General features: G+C 75.0%; 21 protein-coding genes and 1 pseudogene. 8 read left to right on the forward strand and 14 right to left on the reverse strand.

Going from position 1 to position 18601, the window contains the following annotated elements:
- Positions 1-416: ATP-binding cassette domain-containing protein (locus tag OP86_RS18125; RefSeq protein ID WP_033332331.1), on the reverse strand; the 416-nt coding region annotated here is incomplete at its 3' end.
- 135 nt (positions 417-551) lie between these two features.
- Between OP86_RS18125 and OP86_RS18130 the strand changes: the two genes are divergently transcribed.
- Together OP86_RS18130 and OP86_RS18135 are read left to right on the forward strand one after the other, a co-directional pair.
- Positions 552-1847, forward strand: coding sequence for a sensor histidine kinase (locus tag OP86_RS18130; RefSeq protein ID WP_063832402.1), 1296 nt, complete (start codon positions 552-554; stop codon positions 1845-1847).
- Entirely contained in the window at positions 1844-2533 is a 690-nt protein-coding gene (locus tag OP86_RS18135) for a response regulator (RefSeq protein WP_033332333.1), read from the forward strand. The genes OP86_RS18130 and OP86_RS18135 overlap by 4 nt, the downstream gene beginning before the upstream one ends.
- Before the next feature lie 25 nt (positions 2534-2558).
- Here the strand turns inward: OP86_RS18135 and OP86_RS18140 are convergent, their stop codons facing one another.
- The 4 genes from OP86_RS18140 to OP86_RS18155 form a co-directional block, all read right to left on the reverse strand.
- Complete coding sequence (locus OP86_RS18140) at positions 2559-3398, reverse strand: SAM-dependent methyltransferase (protein ID WP_030060383.1); 840 nt, start codon at positions 3396-3398, stop codon at positions 2559-2561.
- Positions 3399-3491: 93 nt separating this feature from the next.
- On the reverse strand, positions 3492-4241 hold the full coding sequence (locus tag OP86_RS18145; protein ID WP_051830218.1) for a hypothetical protein: 750 nt from the start codon (positions 4239-4241) through the stop codon (positions 3492-3494).
- A gap of 249 nt (positions 4242-4490) precedes the next feature.
- Positions 4491-5516 (reverse strand): DUF1648 domain-containing protein, encoded by a 1026-nt coding sequence (locus OP86_RS18150; RefSeq protein ID WP_245231791.1) that lies wholly within the window; start codon positions 5514-5516, stop codon positions 4491-4493.
- On the reverse strand, positions 5513-5860 hold the full coding sequence (locus OP86_RS18155) for a GntR family transcriptional regulator (RefSeq protein WP_030060385.1): 348 nt from the start codon (positions 5858-5860) through the stop codon (positions 5513-5515). Before OP86_RS18155 ends, OP86_RS18150 begins: the two co-directional genes overlap by 4 nt.
- Before the next feature lie 184 nt (positions 5861-6044).
- Between OP86_RS18155 and OP86_RS18160 the strand changes: the two genes are divergently transcribed.
- Entirely contained in the window at positions 6045-6608 is a 564-nt protein-coding gene (locus OP86_RS18160; RefSeq protein ID WP_051830219.1) for a universal stress protein, read from the forward strand.
- Positions 6609-6937: 329 nt separating this feature from the next.
- Here OP86_RS18160 and OP86_RS18165 read toward each other — a convergent pair whose 3' ends face one another.
- Positions 6938-7957: a S1C family serine protease gene (locus OP86_RS18165; RefSeq protein ID WP_078653611.1), complete on the reverse strand. Its 1020-nt coding sequence runs from the start codon at positions 7955-7957 to the stop codon at positions 6938-6940.
- Between the two features lie 167 nt (positions 7958-8124).
- Between OP86_RS18165 and OP86_RS18170 the strand changes: the two genes are divergently transcribed.
- The gene (locus tag OP86_RS18170) at positions 8125-8745 is read left to right on the forward strand and encodes a Clp protease N-terminal domain-containing protein (RefSeq protein ID WP_051830220.1); all 621 of its coding nucleotides are present in this window, start codon (positions 8125-8127) and stop codon (positions 8743-8745) included.
- Between the two features lie 47 nt (positions 8746-8792).
- On the opposite strand, the gene OP86_RS18175 is transcribed toward OP86_RS18170, so the two are convergent.
- Positions 8793-9221: a DUF3592 domain-containing protein gene (locus tag OP86_RS18175; protein WP_051830221.1), complete on the reverse strand. Its 429-nt coding sequence runs from the start codon at positions 9219-9221 to the stop codon at positions 8793-8795.
- Positions 9222-9376: 155 nt separating this feature from the next.
- On the opposite strand from OP86_RS18175, the gene OP86_RS18180 reads away from it, so the two are divergent.
- On the forward strand, positions 9377-10363 hold the full coding sequence (locus OP86_RS18180) for a right-handed parallel beta-helix repeat-containing protein (RefSeq protein WP_030060390.1): 987 nt from the start codon (positions 9377-9379) through the stop codon (positions 10361-10363).
- Between the two features lie 12 nt (positions 10364-10375).
- Here the strand turns inward: OP86_RS18180 and OP86_RS18185 are convergent, their stop codons facing one another.
- The 4 genes from OP86_RS18185 to OP86_RS35910 all read right to left on the reverse strand — a co-directional run bounded on the left by OP86_RS18185 (position 10376) and on the right by OP86_RS35910 (position 13443).
- Positions 10376-11650 (reverse strand): NAD(P)/FAD-dependent oxidoreductase, encoded by a 1275-nt coding sequence (locus tag OP86_RS18185; protein WP_051830222.1) that lies wholly within the window; start codon positions 11648-11650, stop codon positions 10376-10378.
- Between the two features lie 140 nt (positions 11651-11790).
- Positions 11791-12222: a nuclear transport factor 2 family protein gene (locus tag OP86_RS18190; protein WP_030060393.1), complete on the reverse strand. Its 432-nt coding sequence runs from the start codon at positions 12220-12222 to the stop codon at positions 11791-11793.
- Between the two features lie 7 nt (positions 12223-12229).
- On the reverse strand, positions 12230-13033 hold the full coding sequence (locus OP86_RS18195) for an MBL fold metallo-hydrolase (RefSeq protein WP_033332339.1): 804 nt from the start codon (positions 13031-13033) through the stop codon (positions 12230-12232).
- Between the two features lie 155 nt (positions 13034-13188).
- Entirely contained in the window at positions 13189-13443 is a 255-nt protein-coding gene (locus tag OP86_RS35910) for a hypothetical protein (protein ID WP_051830223.1), read from the reverse strand.
- An 81-nt stretch (positions 13444-13524) separates the two neighbouring features.
- Here OP86_RS35910 and OP86_RS35915 point away from each other — a divergent pair.
- Together OP86_RS35915 and OP86_RS18205 are read left to right on the forward strand one after the other, a co-directional pair.
- A pseudogene (locus OP86_RS35915) lies at positions 13525-13731 on the forward strand (ArsR/SmtB family transcription factor); the annotation flags it as partial.
- An 86-nt stretch (positions 13732-13817) separates the two neighbouring features.
- Positions 13818-14690, forward strand: coding sequence for a PhzF family phenazine biosynthesis protein (locus OP86_RS18205; protein WP_030060397.1), 873 nt, complete (start codon positions 13818-13820; stop codon positions 14688-14690).
- A 9-nt stretch (positions 14691-14699) separates the two neighbouring features.
- On the opposite strand, the gene OP86_RS18210 is transcribed toward OP86_RS18205, so the two are convergent.
- A complete protein-coding gene (locus OP86_RS18210) occupies positions 14700-15212 on the reverse strand; it encodes a P-loop nucleotide/nucleoside kinase family protein (protein ID WP_030060398.1) in 513 nt (170 codons plus the stop codon).
- Positions 15213-15337: 125 nt separating this feature from the next.
- On the opposite strand from OP86_RS18210, the gene OP86_RS18215 reads away from it, so the two are divergent.
- Positions 15338-16588 carry a phosphotransferase family protein gene (locus tag OP86_RS18215; RefSeq protein ID WP_051830225.1) on the forward strand — a complete coding sequence of 417 codons (1251 nt, stop codon included), beginning with the start codon at positions 15338-15340 and terminating at the stop codon, positions 16586-16588.
- Positions 16589-16667: 79 nt separating this feature from the next.
- Here OP86_RS18215 and OP86_RS37480 read toward each other — a convergent pair whose 3' ends face one another.
- On the reverse strand, positions 16668-16925 hold the full coding sequence (locus tag OP86_RS37480) for a ferredoxin (RefSeq protein ID WP_245231792.1): 258 nt from the start codon (positions 16923-16925) through the stop codon (positions 16668-16670).
- The gene (locus OP86_RS18225; protein WP_030060402.1) at positions 16922-18142 is read right to left on the reverse strand and encodes a cytochrome P450; all 1221 of its coding nucleotides are present in this window, start codon (positions 18140-18142) and stop codon (positions 16922-16924) included. The genes OP86_RS37480 and OP86_RS18225 overlap by 4 nt, the downstream gene beginning before the upstream one ends.
- Between the last annotated feature and the right edge of the window lie 459 nt (positions 18143-18601).

Raw genomic sequence — 18601 nt, forward strand, 5'->3', positions numbered from 1 at the left:
GCGATGCCGAGGCGCTGCTTCATGCCCAGCGAGTAGCCGCCGATCCGCCGCCCGGCGGCCTTGCCGAGCCCGACCTCCGCCAGCACCTCCTCGACCCGCGCGGCCGGGATCGCGTTGCTGCGGGCCAGCGCCCGCAGGTGGGCTCGGCCGGTGCGCCCGCCGTGCACGTCGCCCGCGTCCAGCAGCGCGCCGACGTGCCGCAGGCCCCGCGGCAGGCTGCGGAAGGACCGGCCGTGGACGGTGGCGGTGCCGCCGCTGGGGTCGTCGAGGCCGAGGATCATCCGCAGCGTGGTGGACTTGCCGGCGCCGTTGGGGCCGAGGAAACCGGTGACATGGCCGGGCCGGACGGTGAAGGTGAGGTGGTCGACGGCGGTTTTGCGGCCGAACTGCTTGGTCAGCCGGGTGACTTCGATCATGTGGTCAACGGTGCCGGGGCGGGCCCCGCCGCCGCATCGGACCGGCGCTGACACCGTGTCGCCCCGGCTGCCACCCCCGGATGTACAACCACGGTCCGATGACGGGGCCGCCGTCCCTCGTTACGATCTTGAACCATGCCTTCGACCACCTCCCCGCCGCTGTTCCGGCGCGTCCCGCCCGAGATCTGGGTCGGGCTCGCGTGGTGCGTGGCCGCCGCCTACCCCGCCGTCCTGCTCGGTGGCACGGCCCGGCACCACAGCGGCGCCGCCGCGCACGGCGGCCTGGCGTTCACGCTGGCCGACACGGTGGTGGCCTTCACCGGCGCGGCGCTGGTGCGCCGGCTGCCGGTGCTCTCGGTGGTGCTGCTGCTCGTCGCCGCCTTCACCGAGACCGACGGCTGGGCCGGCGGCGCCCAGGTGCCGCCCGCCGCGCTGCTCGCCGTGGACACCGCGCTCTGCCTGATCACCGCCACCCGGCCGCGGCGCACCTCGCGGGCCGTGTCCGCCCTGGTCGTGGGCTTCCTGGTGCTGCACATCGGCCTGGTGCGCGGCAACACCGTCGGGATCTTCACCGGCACCCACATCGGCTCCGCCGACGGCGCGGCGCTGCTCGCGCTGGTCGCCTGGCTGGTCGGGCGCTCGGTGCGGCAGAACCGGGAGCACGCCGAGGCGTTGAGCACCCGGGCGGCCGCCGAGGCGGTCACCGCCGAACGGCTGCGGATCGCCCGCGAGATGCACGACACCGTCGCGCACAGCCTGGGCATCGTCGCCCTGCAGGCGGGCGCCGCCCGCCGGGTCATCGACAGCCGGCCCGAGCGGGCCAAGGCGGCGCTGGGCGAGATCGAGGCCGCCGGGCGGGACACCCTGGCCGCGCTGCGCCGGATGCTGGTTGCTCTGCGCCGGGCCGACGGCGAGGCCTCGGCGACCGTCCCGCAGGGCCTGGCCGACCTCGACCGGCTGGCCGAGGCCACCACCGCGGCGGGCGTGCGGGTGGAGGTCCGGCGGCACGGCGAGCAGGGGCCGCTGCCGCCGGAGGTGGACCTCTCGGCCTTCCGGATCGTCCAGGAGTCGGTCACCAACGTGGTCCGGCACGCGGACGTGCATGCGTGCGTCGTCTCCGTCGACCGCCGGACGGCGGGGGAGCTGTCCGTCGAGGTGACCGACCGGGGCCGGGGTCACGGCACCGCCCCGGGCAGCGGCTTCGGGCTGGCCGGGCTGCGTGAGCGGGTCGCCCTGCTGCACGGCGAGTTCGATGCCGGACCGCGGGCGGGCGGCGGGTTCCGGGTGGCGGCCACGCTGCCCGTCGCGGCTGTCGCTCCCGGGGACGAGGCTGCCGTTCCTGCGGGCCTGGCTGCCGCTCCCGGGGGCGAGGCTGCCGCTCCCGCGGTCCCGGCACCGGGTTCCTCGGTCGCGAGGGAGGCGGGCGCATGATCCGGGTCGTGCTGGCCGACGACCAGCCGCTGGTGCGGGCCGCGCTGGAGATGGTCATCACGGAGACGGCCGACGTCGAGGTGGTCGGTGAGGCGGGCACCGGGGCCGAGGCCGTCCGGCTGGCCGCCGAACTGCGCCCGGACGTCGTGGTGATGGACATCCGGATGCCCGGCATGGACGGCATCGAGGCCACCCGGCTGGTGACCGCCGCCGACGGCCCGACCAGGGTGGTCGTGCTCACCACCTTCGACGAGGACGAGCACGTCTACGCGGCGCTGAGCGCCGGGGCGTCCGGGTTCCTGGTCAAGGACATGGCGCTGGACGACATCCTCGGCGCGGTGCGGGTGGTCGCCGCCGGGGACGCCCTGATCGCCCCGAGCGTCACCCGGCGGCTGATCGGCGCCTTCGTCGGCGGCCGGCCGCCGCAGCGGGGGGCCGACGCGGGGACGTCCGCCGCGGCGGCGCCCGCCGTCCGGCGGCTGGAGGCGATCACCGAGCGCGAGCGGGAGATCCTCACCCTGGTCGGCCGCGGCCTGTCCAACACCGAGATCGCCGCCGAACTGGTGCTCAGCATCGCCACCGTCAAGACCTACATGACCCGGTTGCTGGCCAAGCTCGACGCCCGCGACCGGGTGCAGCTGGTCATCCTCGCCTACGAGGCGGGCCTGGTCTCCGTCCCCGGCTGACCGGCCCGCCGCGTCGCACAAACGGTCAGTGCTTGATCGCCACGCCCGCGTACATCGCGATGTCCCGGTCGCGGACGGGTGCGGCCTCGGCGTCCGGGCGCCACTGGTGGACCAGCGTGACGCCCGGGTCGAGCAGCTCGTAGCCGTCGAAGAAGGCCTCGGTCTCGGCCTTGTCGCGGATCTGCAGCGGGATGCCGCGCGCGTTGTACTCCCGGCCGACGCCGCCCACGCCCACCGGGTCGGTGTCGCCGGTGAAGACCGTCAGGGCGAGGAAGCTCCCGGGCGCCAGGGCGTCCATGAAGCGGCGCACGATGCCCTGCGGGTCGTCCTTGTCCAGCACGAAGTGGACGATCGCGATCAGCGACAGCGCGACCGGCTGCGAGAGGTCGAGCACCTCGCGCAGCCGGGGGTTGCCGATGATCGACTCCGGGTCGCGGAAGTCGGCGTCCACGTAACAGGTGCGGCCCTCCGGCGTGCTGGACATCAGCGCCCGCGCGTGGGTCAGCACGATCGGGTCGTTGTCCACGTACGCGACCCGGGCCCCGGGGGCGATCGCCTGGGCGATCTCGTGCACGTTCGGCGAGGTGGGGATGCCGGTGCCGATGTCCAGGAACTGCCGCACGCCGTACTGCTCGGTGAGGTGGCGCACCGAGCGCTGCATGAAGTCGCGGGTGGTGCGCATCGAGATCGGCAGCGACGGCCAGGCCCGCACCGAGGCGTGCGCGGCGGTCCGGTCCGCCTCGAAGTTGGTCTTGCCGCCGATGAGGTAGTCGTAGACGCGGGCGGAGTGCGGGACGTCCATCCGCAGGTCCACCGAAGGGGAGTCATCCTGCGGGCCGCGCTCCGCCCGGACCTCGTTCGCCATGTTCGCCCTCCGTGGGGATCCGTCACCGGCCGCCGGGGTGGCGGTCCTTGGAGCGCATGGTAACGGTCACCGGTATGACGAGATGACGACATCTCAGGCTTGGGCCTCGGGCTGGTTCGGCTCCAGCGCCGGAGCGCCCGGCTGCCGGGGGACGGCGGCCGGGTCGAGCTCGCGCCGGCCGTGCCGCGCGAGTTCGATCGCGGCGCCGAGCCAGGCCGCACCGAACGCCCACGTCGCCAGCCACTCGCACAGGTACAGCGGCCGGATCGACCAGCCGCTGCCGATGCCCGTCGCCGCGGCGACGACGGAGAGCAGCAGGGCGACCAGGATCAGCACCCCGGCCGCCAGGTAGGCCGTACCGACCACGGCGGGCTGGGTGGAGCGGGGGTTGCGGAAGGAGTAGAGGCAGAACATCGCCAGCATGACGAACAGCAGGCCCGCGAACACGAGGTGCAACACCCCGACGGTGCGCTGGAGGCCCGAGGCGCCCGACAGGGACGTCGGGCACAGCGCGACCCCGACCGCGAAGACCCCGGCCGCCGTGCTCCAGCGGTCGTCCCGGCGGTCGAAGCGGTAGCAGATCAGGAACACCCCGAGGGCGCACAGGGCGCCGACGAAGATGTTCCGGGTGTCGGTGTAGTACGAGGCGCTCATCGAGCCCGGCCAGTAGTCGTCGGTGCTGCGCCCCGTCACCTCGGCGGCCAGCCAGTTGCCGAACGGCAGGGCCGGCGGCAGCAGGATGCCGAGCAGGCCGACGCCGAGGCGCAGGAACGTGACGGTCCGTTCGTCCTGGACGCCCCGCCGGGCGTCCGGTGAGTTCTGCGCGCGTGAGTCGTGAGTCACGGACGGCTCCTTGCCTGCGTGCGGGCGCTTCCGCCCGCGCACTTCTCGGGCCGCAGGGGGACAGGATGGGGGCGGGTTCGACGGCACCGACGAACCTGAGCGGCCGTCAACTGGTCTACCCGCATCCACGTTCGAAGCACCACCGAATGGAGTGGTTTAGGGCCTGCGGCGACGACCGCGGCGACGTCCGGTGGTCCCGGGGGCCACCGGACGTCGCCGCGGCCGCCTGTGCCCGGCCGTCGCCGCGGCTCAGCCGGTGTGCTGGGCGGCGCGCGCGATCAGCGCGTTGAGCAGGGCCGCGCCGCGCTCGGCGTCGTCGACGCTGACGGCGAACTCGGCGCCCTGGCGGGTACGCACCACCAGGCAGACGCCCCGGCGCAGCATCACCGTGGTGCCGCGGCCGTTGATCCGGTAGCCCCAGCCGCCCGCCTGGGCGGCGGTGCGCTCCTCGGCGCGGGCCGAGGCGAGGTCGGCGGGGGACCAGTGCCGGGAGGGTCGGCCGAACGGGCCGAAGCCGACGGTCAGGCCCCGGGCGGTCACCCTCGCCTGCACCGAGGAGCAGGCGAGGACGGCGAGGGCGGGGAGCCCGAACGACAGGACGATCGACCAGTCCAGCTCGGCGAGCCCGCTCGCGGCCGCCAGGACGCCCGCCGCCGCCGTCAGCCCGAGCACCGCGGCCAGCAGCTGCAGCCACGGGTTGACGGCCCGCGACAGCCAGACGAACCGCTCGCCCTCCGGCACCTCCAGCACCGGCGCCCCGGCCGCCGGACGTTCCGCGGCCCGGCCCCCGCGCCGACGGGCGGCCAGCCAGGCCAGCGTCGTGGCGGCGCCGGTGGCCAGCATGATCAGGACCACCTCGATGCCCATCGGCGCGGCGTCCTGCCAGCGGGCGCGGTCCAGATTGGCGTGGACGATGGAGGTCTGGGCCCCCGTCAGCAGCACACCGCCGCCCGCCAGCACCGCCGCCGCCAAGCCGGGCGTCCCCTCGTCCCAGTACCGCCGCGCGACCGCCGAGAGCAGCACCAGGACCAGCCACAGGCCCGCCGGGAACAGCGTCGCCGCCGTCAGCGACATCGAACCGTCCGGGTCCCGCCCGCCCCAGTGCGTGGCCAGCGGGTCCGGCAGCCGGTGGCGCGCCGCCAGCGGCAGCGCGACCAGCAGCGCCAGCACACCGGCCGACCAGACCGCCGCACCCCAGAGCGCCCCCCGGTGCGTGCCCCGACGCGCCGGCTTCCGGGCCGCAGGCCGCTCCGCGCCCGATCCTTCGTCCGTCACGACATCCCCCTGATCATCTCCACGAGATCGTTCCTGCTGTAGCCGGACCGAGCCGCGTCCGCGACCAACTGCCGTACCCGTTCGACCAGTTCGGAGCGGGTGTCGGCGCCGGCCGCGATCGTGATGCCACGGCCCCGGCGGAACTCCAGCACCCCCTCGTCGCGCAGCGCGCGCAGCCCGCGCAGGACGGTGTTGCTGTTCACGCCCAGCGCCCGGGAGAGCTCCCGGGCCGGGGGCAGTTTGTCCCCCGGGACGCACTCGCCCTCGGCGACGGCCCGTCTGATCGCGCCCGCGACCTGTTCGTGCAGCGGTCGGGTGTCCCCGACGTCCAGCTTCAGCAGCATGATGCTACTGACGATAGCACCATTCACGTCATTCGCGGTGGCCCGCGCACCCGCCGCCCCGCGCCGTATGGAGAGCGTTCGAAACGCCGTACCGGACGTCAGGAAGGCGTCAAGGAGTGCCGGCGGGCAGCACCGACGCCGGTTGGCTGGAGGGGTACCGGCGACCACGAGACGAGGACGGACCATGCACGGCAGCGGGCGACACGACGGCAGCGCGGCACCCAGGGTGGTGGTCGGGGTCAGCGGATCGCTGGGAAGCCTGGCGGCGCTGCACCGAGGAGTGGCCGAGGCGCGGGAACGCGGCGCGGAGCTGCTGCCGGTGCTCGCCTGGGAACCGCCGGGCGGCGAGCTCGGCTACCGGCGCTCGCCCTGCCCGCCGCTGCTCGCCGCCGTCCGGGAAGCCGCCGAACGGCGCCTGCACGACGCCCTCGACGCGGCCTTCGGCGGCGCCGACCCCGGCGTGCCGCTGCGCCCCGTGGTGGTCCGGGGCGAGACCGGCCCGGCACTGGTCCACGTCGCCGACCGGCCCGGCGATCTGCTGGTCCTCGGCCGGAGCGGCAACCTGCTGCGCCGCCGGCTGCGGCGGTCGGTGTCCGCGTACTGCGCCCGCAAGGCCGGCTGCCCGGTGCTGACCGTACCGGTGCCGGAGCTGCTCGACGAGCTGCACGAACTGCAGGCGCTGCACCGCCGCGCCCGCTGGCACCTGCCGGCCGGCCCGGCCGCCGAACTCCTCGTGGCGAAGGGGTAGTCGGCAGTTCGGACGTACTCGGCCCGCCCGCTCCGAGGGCGCCCCCGAACGGCCCGCCGCCGGCGCCACGCCCGGCGGCGGACCGCACCGAACACCCGGGACTGCGGCCGGTACTCCGGAGCCCCGGCGAAGCGGTGGAGAACAGGTGCCGGGGCGCGCGGCACGGTCGCAGGTTCGGACAGCGGGACCGCCCCCGAGGGCGGCCCCACCGCGACCACCCCGCGCGCCCCGGCGGAGACAAGGATCCGCAGAATGTCCGGAGGGCGGGCCCACGCTGTGGGCGATGTGGCGCAAGCCGCGCCGCCCGGAGAACGCCTAGCTGTCGGCGCTTAGTCGTCGGAGGGCAGTTCCGCCGGGACGGCGATGACGTCGACCAGGGCCTCGCCGCGCAGCACCGTGAGCGCCAGCGGGCGGCCGATCGCGTCGGCCAGCATCAGGCGCTGCAGGGACTGGGCGCTGCTCATCGGCTCTCCGGAGGCGGTGAGCAGCAGGTCACCCTCGTGCAGGCCGGCGCGGTCGGCGGGGGCGCCGCGGACCACCTCGACGATCCGCAGCCCGGTGTGCTGCCCGGTGCGGTGGCGCAGGACGGGCGGCAGGGGTGCGGGCACCCCGGCGAGGCCCAGGTAGGCGCGGCGGATCCGGCCCTCGGTGAGCAGGGCGGCGATGATCTGCCGGCTGGTGGCGTCGATCGGGACGGCCAGGCCGAGCCCGTTCCCGGCCACCGCCGTGGTGATGCCGACGACCTCGCCGTTCGCGGTGGTCAGCGCGCCGCCGGAGTTGCCGGGGTTGAGGGCGGCGTCGGTCTGGATCACGTTGTCGATGATGCGTACGGTGCTGCCGGCGCGGGCGGGCAGCGAGCGGCCGAGCGCGCTGACCACGCCGGCGGTGACGGTGCCGGCGAGTCCGAGCGGATTGCCGACGGCGACGACCAGCTGTCCGACCCGCAGCCCGGTCGCCTCGCCGAGGCGGACGGGGGTGGGGGTCGGGCCGTCGGCGCGCAGGACGGCGAGGTCGGAGAGCGGGTCGGCGCCGATGGTGTGGAACGGGGAGGTGGTGCCGTCGGCGAAGGCCAGTGTCCCGGCGTCGGCGTGGCCGACGACATGGGCGTTGGTGAGCAGGAAGCCGTCTTCGGTGAAGACCACCGCCGAGCCGAGCGCGGTGCTGAACCAGCCGCCGCGGCCGCGCCGCGGGACCTGGAGTGCGGCCACCCGGGGAGTCACGGCGGCGGCCACGGTGGCGACGATCCGCGAGTAGGTGTCCAGCGCCTCCGTGGTGCCGTCGTCCGGGGCGTGTTCGTCCGGGGCGTGTTCCTCGGGGGCGTGTTCCGGCCCCGGGAGTGTGTCGGCCACGGTGCTCACCCCTCTCGTCGGCGCGAGTTCTCCCGGTGCCAACAACGGCGCGCCGCCGAACCTTCCGCCGCCGGGTGCTGACGCGGTCTTGACGTGCGACCGACTACAAAGGGGAAGCAAAGCAGGCGTATGGTGTGAGCAAAACCACCTGTGTGGGGGAGGGCCTGATGGAGACCATGCCTGAGCCGGACCGGCGCACGCTCGGCGCCCCGGGCGGCGTGCCGCCGGGGCTGGACCCGTTGCTGGCGCCCACCCGGGACACCCTGCTCGGCCGCCGCCCGCACCGACTCCCGCGCTGGAAGCGGCTGCTGAAGCCCGGCGCGGCCGCCCCGGCGCCGTCTTCGGAGTGGATCCGGTTGGAGGCCGACGAACAGGCCCAGCGCCTCGGCCGCCGGACGCCCGGCACCGAGCACGTCCTGCTCGCTCTCCTGGCCGTCCACGAGGTCCTGAGCCACCAGGCGCAGCCGCAGCCGCAGCCGGACGTCGACGACACCGGCGGCGAACTGCTCGCCCGGCTCGGCCTCGACTACGCCGACGCCCATGCGGCCCTCAGTGCCGGGACGATCGCGCTCCCGGCCGACCCCCGCTCCGTCGAGGCCTACCTGGCCGGCGCGGCCCCCGGGCCGCTGGTGCGGGCGCTGCTCGACGAGGACACCCGGGCCCGCCGACTGGTCGAGGCCCTGGGCGGGGGCGGGGGCCTCGGCACCCTGGGCGACGGCGAGCGGGCCCACCCGGCCGAGCGGCAGGGCGGGCCCGGGCACCGGCCGGAGGGTCAGCGCGTGGTGTAGCCGCCGTTGGCGAAGAGGGTCTGGCCGGTGAAGGTGCGGCGGGGCCGCTAGAGGGCGGTGGCGGCGAGGGTGATCGAGCCCAGGACGGCCAGCACCCCGAGGGCGAGGAAGCCGTACTCCAGCCCCACGCGCTCCCGGCCGTCCACCAGCACCTGCCGGGGGTCCGCCGGGTCGTAGCGGACGGGGACGAAGCCGCCGTCGGGCAGCGGGTGGCGGGCGGTGGAGGGGACGGGCGAGAACACTTCGACGACCCGGCCGTCCTCGGTCTCGAACTGCAGCAGCGGACGCGGCGGCCGCGCGCGGTCCTCCGGGCCCTGGGCGCGGGCCCGTACCAGCGCCGAGGCCGGGACGCCGACCCGGCGCAGGCGTCGCAGCTCGCGCAGCCCGACCACCCCGGCGAGGTAGGCGACCACGCCGCCCAGCGCGCCGAACACCACCACGGCGAATCCGGCCGTCCCGCCCACCGCGCCTCCCACATCGAGACTCCCCCAGGGTCCGAGTATCCCGCACCCGAGGCACTCTTGACGCTCCGGAATGGTCCAGTCCACTCTGGCTGACGGCATGTTCCTGTCACTACCGACCGTCGCAAGGAGCACCGTCCGTGAAGCCGAAGCCCGTGAATTCGCAGTCCGTGAAGCCGCAGTCCCCGCTCGTCCTCGGCGCCGCCCTCGCCTCCCTCGCCGCCCTCCTCCTCGGTGCCGCCCCCGCCCCGGCCTCCGCCCCGGCCGCCGCCCCGGCCGTGGTCAAGGTCAGCACCGCCAAGCAGCTCCAGGCCGCACTCGCGGCCGCCGCACCCGGCCAGACCATCCAACTCGCCGACGGCACCTACTCCGGCACCTTCAAGGCCACCGTGCCCGGCACCGCCGCCGCCCGGATCACCCTCACCGGCTCGTCGAAGGCCGTGCTCACCACCCCCACCGGCGGCGGCTACGGCCTCCACCTCGACGGCGCGAGCTACTGGACCGTCCAGGGCCTGACCGTCACCGGCGCCCAGAAGGGCATCATGGCGGACGCCGCGAACTACGTGGTGCTGGACAACGTGACGGTCCACCACACCACGATGGAGGGCGTGCACTTCCGCAACTCCAGCGCCCACGGCACGCTGCGCGGCTCGCGCATCCACGACACCGGCCTGAACCGGGACGGCATGGGCGAGGGCGTCTACGTCGGCACCGCCAACACCCTCTCCGACCACAGCGACTACGTGCAGATCACCGGCAACACCTTCGGGCCCAACATCGGCGCCGAGAACGTCGACCTCAAGGAGGGCACCACCGGCGGCCTCGTCTCCGGCAACTCCTTCGACGGCGACGGACTCACCGGCAGCCACTACGACGACTCCTGGGTCGACGTGAAGGGCAACGGCTACGTCATCGAGAACAACACCGGCAGGCGCACCACCGACGACGGCTACCAGACCCACAGCGTCCAGCCGGGCTGGGGCTGCGGCACCGTCTTCCGGGGCAACCGCTCCGACCTCACCGGCGCCACCGGAGCGGACCGGTACGCGATCGACGTCACCAACTACGACGCCGCCACGTGCAAGGTGACGATCGGCGCGGGCAACACCGTCACCGGGGGCCGGGGCCTGGTGAACCCCGGCATCCCCGCCCGCTGAGCCGGCCGGTCGTCACAGCTCCGCGAGCTCGCCGAGCGGAACCCCCGGGTCGGCCAGTGCCTTGGTGTCCACTACCCGCCCCGAGCGCACCAGTTCGCGGATCGGGTCGGTGACGTCCCAGACGTTGACGTTCATCCCCGCGCGCACCCGGCCGCCGGACAGCCAGAACGCGACGAACTCGCGGGTGGCCGGGTCGCCGCGGAACACCACCTGGTCGTAGCCGTCCGGCTCGACGTAGCCGACGTACTCCGCACCCAGGTCGTACTGGTCCGTGAAGAAGTAGGGGACCCGGTCGTACACCGCGTCCGGCTGCCCGAGCATCGCCCGGGCAGCCGTCCGCGGCTGGTTGACGGCGTTGGCCCAGTGCTCGACCCGGATGTGCCTGCCGAACAGCGGGTGGTAGGCGTTGGCGGCGTCGCCGGCCGCGAAGACGTCCGGGTCCGAGGTGCGCAGCTGCTGATCGGTCTTGATGCCGTTGTCGACCTCCAGCCCGGCCGCCTCCGCGAGCCCGGTGGCGGGGGAGATGCCGATCCCGACCACCACCGCGTCGGCCGCCACCGTCGTGCCGTCGCCGAGCCGCACGCCGTTCACCGCGGTGCCGTCGCCGGTCAGTTCGGCCACCGTGACGCCGAAGCGCAGGTCCACGCCGTGCGCCCGGTGCAGGTCGGCGAAGACCTGGGCGACCTCCCGGCCGAGCACCCGCAGCAGCGGCAGTTCTAGCGCCTCCAGCACCGTCACCTCGGCGCCCGCCTCGCGCGCCGCGGCCGCCACCTCCAGGCCGATCCAGCCGGCGCCGACCACCGCGATCCGGGCGCCCGGCCGCAGTGCCGCCCTGATCCGGTCACTGTCCTCGACCCGGCGCAGGTAGAGCACGCCGTCCTGGTCCGCGCCGGGCACCGGCAGGCGGCGCGGCACCGAGCCGGTGGTGAGCAGCAGCTTGTGGTACTCGATGCGGCCGTCGTCGGCGAGCGTCACGGTGTGCCCGGCCGGGTCGATCGAGGCCACCGCCGTGCCCAGGCGCAACGTGACGTCCTGCTCCCCGTACCACTGCGGCGGGTGGACGTAGATCTTCTCCCGGGGCGTCTTGCCCTGCAGGTAGCCCTTGGACAGCGGCGGCCGCTCGTACGGGCGCTCGTGCTCCTCGCCGATCAGGACGATGCCGCCCCGGTACCCGGCCTCGCGTAGCTCCTCGGCCGCCTTCGCGCCGCCCAGGGACGCGCCGATGATGACGATCGGGCGGTCCTGCCCGCCGTTCGCCCCGGTGGTGCCGCTGTCCGTGCCCGCCATGCTCGACTCCTCGTTCTCCGGCCGTTCTCCGGTCGTTCCCCGGCCGTGGACCAGGGGCCAGCCTGCCGCCGTCCGGGTGGTGTGTCGAGACGGCGGCGGGCGCGCCGCGCCACGCTCGCCCGTACGAGTGAACGGGGCCGTCAGGCGGTCATCGCCTCCCTGACCAGCGCGGTGTCGGTGAACTGCTCGAAGCGGACGATCCGGCCGCCGCGCACGGTGAAGTGGTGGGCGACCCTGACCGCGAGCGGCTTGCCGGTGGCCTTGTGGACGGCCGTGTAGCGGGCCAGCACCACGACGTCCTCGCCGTCCACCACGTAGGTGTCGTCGTGCGCCGTCCAGTTGTCCCACTCGGCGGCCAGCCGCTCCATCACGTTCGCGGTGACGCCCTTCGGGGTGCGGTAGGTGCCGGCCAGCGGGAAGCCGGCCATCTCGGTCCACTCGACGTCCTCGGCGAGCGTGGCGCGCAGCGCGGCGAGGTCGCCCCGGGCGGAGGCCAGGTACTGGCGGCGCACCACGTCGGCGGGGGCGGCGGACTCGGCGAAGGCGGAGACGTCCCTGGGGATCTCGATCATCGTCCGCTCACCCCCAGGCCATCTCGCCCATGACGACCTTGGTGCCGATGTCCACCGCGATCCGCAGCCCCAGGTCCGGGAAGCGCCGCTCCAGCGCCTCCTTCGCGGCGGCCGCGTCGGCGGCCCGGCCGATCTCGGTCTCGAAGGCGCGCAGGTAGGCGCGGGTGTGGTCGACGGCGTTCAGGTCGGTGGGCGCGCCGGCCACCCGGTGGCCGGCCGCCACCCAGGCCGGGTGGAGCGCCTCGATGCCGTCCAACAGGTCGATCCAGGCCGCCCGTTGGGCGGCGGTGGGGGTGTCGGCCGTCCACACGTGCAGGCCCTCGAAGAGCAGCACCCCGCCGAGCACGGCGCGGTGGTGGTGCTGCCAGAGGTAGTGCCGGTCGGGCAGGTGGAAGTCGGCGCCGCGCACCTCGAACCGGTGGCCCTCGAAGACGATCTCGTCCCCCGGCAGCACTTCGGGCCGCACCAGCCGGGTGGGCAGCTCGGGGCCCAGGTGGGCCCAGGCGCGCAGCTTGCCCTCGTACGTCTCCTGGATGTGCTCGACGGTCGAGGCGGTGGCCAGGAACCGGGCCTGCGGGAAGGCGTCCTGGACCTCCTGGGCGCCGAAGTAGAAGTCCGGGTCGCCGTGGCTGACGAACACGGTGGTCAGCCGCTTGCCGGAGGCCTTGACCCGCTCGACCAGGCGGCGTCCGTCGGAGCGGGTGAACCCGGCGTCCACCAGCAGGGCGTCCTGCGGGCCGGTGACCAGGACGGAGGTCTTGTTGAGCGAGCTGTCGGGGCTGTCGACGATCTCGAAGTCGAGAGCGCTCATGCGCCCACCTCGCTTCGCTCGGCGGGCGCTTCGCGCAACACGCACCTCCCGATGATTCGCTCACTTCGTTCGCTCATGCTGTTGAGTCCTTCCTCTGTCCGGGCACGCCTCGCCGCCAGCATCGGCGTTGGGCGCGGCGTGCGCATCCGGAAGGTCTACGCGCGGGTCCAGAGGGTGAGGTCGCTGCTGGTGGCCACCGCGAGGGTGCGGCCGGTGGCGCGCAGGGTGGACCAGCTGGAGTCGAAGACCTGCCACCAGCTCTCGCCGTGCTCGCCCTGCCACGGGCCCCGGCCGGTCGCCAGCAGGACCCGGTGGTGCGGCCACTCCGGGGCGGCGATCTCGACGTGCCAGCCGCCCTCGGCGCCGGTGTGCAGGCCGCCGCCCCACAACCCGGCCACCGGGATCCGCACGTCCGTCACCTGGCCGAGGCCGGGGCAGCCGAGGTCCGCGCCGACTGATCATCCCACCGGGGCCGGGGCCGGGGCCGGGGCCGGGGCCGGGCCCGCGGCCCGCACACCACCGGCGAACTGGCCTCCGCCTGGGAGCTCAGCGCGCCCGAGGTCTCGCGCCACCTGGCGGTGCTGCGCAAGGCCGGGCTGCTCACGACGGAGCGGCGCGGGCGGTACATGCTCTACCAGCTCGACCTGGCGGGCAGTGCCCGGCTCGGGTCGGACTTCCTGGAGGCGGTGCTGCGGTGACCAGCGGTGCTGCGGTGACCCGCGGGGCGGACGGGAACGGCGGGGCGGACGGGAACACCGGCAGCGCGGAACACGTTCGTCCGGGCATGACCGACGATGCATCAGCCGCTGCCGCCACGCCCGGGATCCTCCGCTACGCCGCCTTCGCCACCCGCCCCGAGGGCGGAAACCCGGCAGGTGTCGTCCTCGACGCCACCGGGCTCACCGAGCAACGGATGCTCGCCATCGCCGCCGAGGTGGGCTACTCCGAGACCGCCTTCCTGACCGCAGGCCCGGCCGAAGGTGCCTACCGCGTACGGTACTTCAGCCCGCTCACCGAGGTCCCGTTCTGCGGGCACGCGACGGTCGCCTCCGCCGTCGCCCTGGCCGAGCACACCGGCCCCGGGCGGTACGTCTTCGCGACGGCGGCCGGGGACGTCCCGGTCGAGGTGGAGCGGGGCACCGACGGGCTGCTGCGGGCCACCCTCACCAGCGTCGAGCCGAAGGTCGAGGAGGTGCCGGCGGCCGACGTCGAGGAGGCGCTCGCCCTGCTCGGCTGGTCCGCCGCCGACCTGGACCCGACCCTGCCGCCGCGCATCGCCTACGCGGGCGCCCGGCACCTCGTCCTCGCCGCCGGCACCCGCGGACGGCTGGCCCGGCTCGACTACGACTTCGACGGCCTGGCGGACTTCATGCGGGCCCGCGACCTGGTCACCCTTCAGCTCGTCTGGCGCGAGGCCACCGAGGTCTTCCACGTCCGCGACCCGTTCCCGGTCGGCGGCGTGGTCGAGGACCCGGCCACCGGCGCGGCCGCGGCCGCCTTCGGCGCGTACCTGCGCGAGCTGGGCGCGGTGGCGGCCCCGACGGTGCTGACGCTCCACCAGGGCGAGGACCTGGGCCGCCCGGGCGTCCTGAGCGTCGAACTGCGGGCGGAGGACGCCCGGGTGCGGGTCTCGGGCACGGCGGTGGCGATCCGTTAGGGCCGTCCGTCAGGGCCGTCGGGACGGGGGCTGCGGCAGGACCTGCTCGCCCTCGCCCCGAGGCTCCTCGAAACCGGTCAGGTAGCGGTGGAGCAGCTCCTCGCCCACGGTGACGGCGTTGGCGCCCTCCTGCTCGTTCCGGACGGCGAGGCGCTGCTCCAGCGTCGCCCGGTCGGCCTTGAGGTGGACGAGCTCCCAGCGGCAGCCGTGGCTTTCCACCAGCGCCTTGTAGTCGTCCCGGGCGGCCCGGCTCCAGAAGCTGTAGTCCACCACGACGTCGCGCCCGGCCCGCATCAACTCGACCAGCTCCCGGCGCTGTTCGCCGCGGACCTCCTCCTTGAGCCGGTCGAACTCCTGCTCCGACAGGACCACCCCGGCGTCACGGCCCCCGAGGCGCCGCCAGACCACCTCGTCGATCGACAGCCGGACGTAACCGCGCCGCACCAGATCCATCGCGTAGGTGGTCTTGCCCGACCCGGGCAGACCGCACATCAGAACCACCGTGCCCAATCGCTGTGTCACGGGGCCAGGTTAGCGGCGGGCGCAGGCGGCGGTCGCGGCGACTTCGGTTCCCGGCGGCAGCCGTCCGTGGGGCGGCTCGGCAAAATCGTTCGCGGGTGCCCGCGCCGGTGGGTGAAGCTGCTCCGATGCAGCGAGCGAGCAGCCGGACCGTGACGGTCGATCTCACCCACGGCGACGAGTACTTCGGGCAGCTGGGGCCCTTCGGGGTGGACAGCCCCTGGTGGTCGTCCGTGGACGAGGTGGTGGCGCGGGCGACGGAGTCGGCCGGGGTGCCGGTGCTCGTGGCGCGGCTGGTCGAGGGGCACAGCGACACCCCGGGGAGCGGTGGGCGGGTGCGCTACCACGCCGAGGCGCTGGTGCGGCCCGAGGGGCTCGACTCCCGCGCGCCGGACGGCGATGCCGCGGCCCGGCTGGGCCCCGCCGAGCGGCGGGCCGCCTGGGCCACGCCCGCCGGGCTGCGCGGGGCGCTGGCCTGGGCGGAGTCGGCACTCGCCCGGGCCGGCCGCCCGCAGGCCGGGGCGGCACGGCAGGTCCGGACCTGGAACCTCTCCGGCCTCTTCCGCCTCCCGGCCTCCGGCGGCGCCGACGCCTGGCTGAAGACCACGACGCCGGCCTTCAACGCCGCCGAGGGCGCGGTCATCGCGCTGTTCGCCGGCGTCGATCCGACGCTCGTCCCGACCGTCCTCGCCGCCGATCCGGCGGCCGGCCGGCTGCTGCTCGACCACGTGCCGGGCGAGGACTGCTGGGGCCCGTCCGCCGAGACCGTCGCCGACGTGGTGCCCCGTCTGGTGGCCGTCCAGGCGGCGCTCGCCGACAACCGGGCCGCTGCCGCCGGGCTGCGCGACCGCACGCCCGGTACGCTGCTCGCCCGGCTGACGGAGCTGCTGGACCGGCTCCCCGCCGAGACCGATCTGACCGCCGGGGAACTGGCCGCCGTCCGCGAACTCCTCGCCGAACTCCCCGCCCTCGTAGATGCGTTGGCTGCCTGCGGACTCCCCGAAACGGTGCTACACGGCGACTTCCACCCCGGCAACTGGCGCTCCGACGGCGACCGCCCGGCCACCGTCATCGACTTCGCCGACGCCTGCCTCGGCCACCCCGCCCTGGACGGGCTGCGCCCGCGCGCCTTCCTCTCGCCCGAGGCCTGGCAGCACCACGCCGAGGTGTGGGCGCAGGCCTGGCGCCGGCACGTCCCCGGCTCGGACCCGGCGCGTGCCCTGGAGTTGGCCGAGCCGCTCCACCACCTGTCGTACGCCCTGCGGTACCAGGAGTTCCTGGACCACATCGAGCCGAGCGAACGGCCCTACCACGCCGGCGATCCGGCCGCCGAGCTGCGCGCCGCGCTGGCCTGCGGCGGGGCACGCGGCCGGCCGTAGACCGCGTGGTGCCTGCGGATTCCGGTGGTGCCCGCTCAGGCAGGCGTCGCGCTCGCCGCGGGCACCACCGGGACGGGGATCAGTCCGCCGGATCGATCCGGTAGCCCCCGCGGGCCGAGTGGAGGGTGAGCGCCTCGACCGGGCAGAAGTCCACCGCCTCGGTCAGTTCCTCCGTCAACTCCGCGCCGCCGTCGGCGTACTCGGCCAGCGGGGCGGCCAGTCCGTCGGCGCCGAGGGCGAGCGAGTCGGGCGCGCTGCGGGCGCACATCCCGGAGCCGATGCAGCGGTCCCGGTCGACCCGGACGACCACCGGCTCGGTGTCGGCCCGGCCCGTCACCAGGCCACCCGGAGGGTGTTCGGGCTGCGGGTGAGCAGGCCGCGCCGCCAGTCGATCCGCTCGATCGCGTCGGTCGTCCGCAGGGCGGGCAGTCGGCGGGCGAGCCGGTGCAGGGCGAGCTCCAGTTCCATCCGGGCCAGCCAGGCACCCAGGCAGTGGTGCGGCCCGGCCCCGAAGGTCAGCATCGGGGCGGCCAGCGGGGAGAACAGCTCGGTGCTCAGGTCCCCGGTGTAGACCGACGGGTCCTGGTTGGCGGTGTTGGCATCGGCGGCCACCACGCTGCCGGCCGGGATCACCACCCCGCCGATCTCCACGTCCTCCACGGTGCGGCGCAGCAGCCCGGGCATGTGCTCGTGGGCGTCGCCGAGCGGGACGGCGCGCAGCAGCTGCTCGGTCGCGGCGGCGGCGCTGGACTCGTCGGAGGCGAGCTGCTGCCAGGCCTCGCGGCCGTCGTGGAGCAGGTAGACGAGGGCGTTGCCGAGGCTGGTCATGGTGGTCTCGTGGCCGGCTACGACCAGGCCGATGACCAGCGCGACCAGCTGCGGCTCGGTGATCGAGCCGTCCTCGGCGGCGGCCGCGAGCAGGCTGCTGACCAGGTCCTCGCCGGGTTCGGCGCGGCGCTGGGCGATCACCTCGGTGCCGAAGGCGGAGAACTCGGCCATCGCGGCGCCGATCGCCTCGGCGCCGTAGGCCGTGGTGGAGAGCGCGTGGTCGCTCCAGTGTGCGAGCCGCTTGGTGTCGAGGTTGTCCAGGCCCATCAGCCGGCTGATCACCGCGACCGGCAGCGGGCGGGTGTAGGCGCCGACGATGTCGGCGGGGGAGCCGTGGTCGATCAGCTCGTCGATGAGCGACTCGACGACCGACGCCACCCAGGGCTTCCAGCGGGCGATCGCGCGCGGGGTGAAGGCCCGCTGCACGGTGCGGCGCAGCCGCTGGTGCTCGGTGCCGTCGATGTTCAGCATGCTCTGCGGGTCGTCCAGGATGTTGGGCGTGACGGTGATCGGCGGCGCGTCCGGCGCGTAGAGCGGGGCCCGGCCCAGGCGCGGGTCCGTCAGCACCTGCCGCACGTCCGCGTGCCGGCTGACCAGCCAGACCGGCGTGCCGGTGGGCAGCGCGGCGAGCCGGGGCGGTCCGGGCTCCAGGTGGCGCAGGCAGTGCAGCGGGGGGAGCGGGGCGGTGCCGGTTCCGGCGCCGGTCGCACTGTTCTCGGTGGACATCCGTACTCCAGACTCCAGGGCGGGGGCCGCGGGGGCGGCCCGACGGGGGGTGGATCCGGGATTGGTGCGGGGACGGGTGGTGCGGCCGGCCGGCGGCTCGACACGGCCGGGACCGGTCGGGCATCTGCTGCGGGATGGCGCGAAACGTGCGCGGGCGTACGGTCGGTACGCGCCGGGCACGGGCGGCGCGCGGTGGCGCGCCACCGGATGGGGCAGGTGTGCTGAGCGTGGTCGCGTGAACCCCTTCTGCTACGACCGTACGTGGGCCGCGGGGCGCCCGTCTGCGGCACTTCCAGCCAACACCGGTGCTTTCCGGGCACTTCGGGGCGTGCTGACGAGCGCTCGGCGCCGCCCGTGCGCCCCCGTCTCCGGGGCCGCGCCGGGGCCGCGTCGGGGCTGCTCGGGGCATCCGCGGCACGGTCGGCGGGCAGCTGCCAGGTGAGCGGCCGTGAGGTGGGC

Source organism: Streptomyces novaecaesareae (assembly GCF_000716875.1).
Taxonomy (GTDB): Bacteria; Actinomycetota; Actinomycetes; order Streptomycetales; family Streptomycetaceae; genus Kitasatospora; species Kitasatospora novaecaesareae.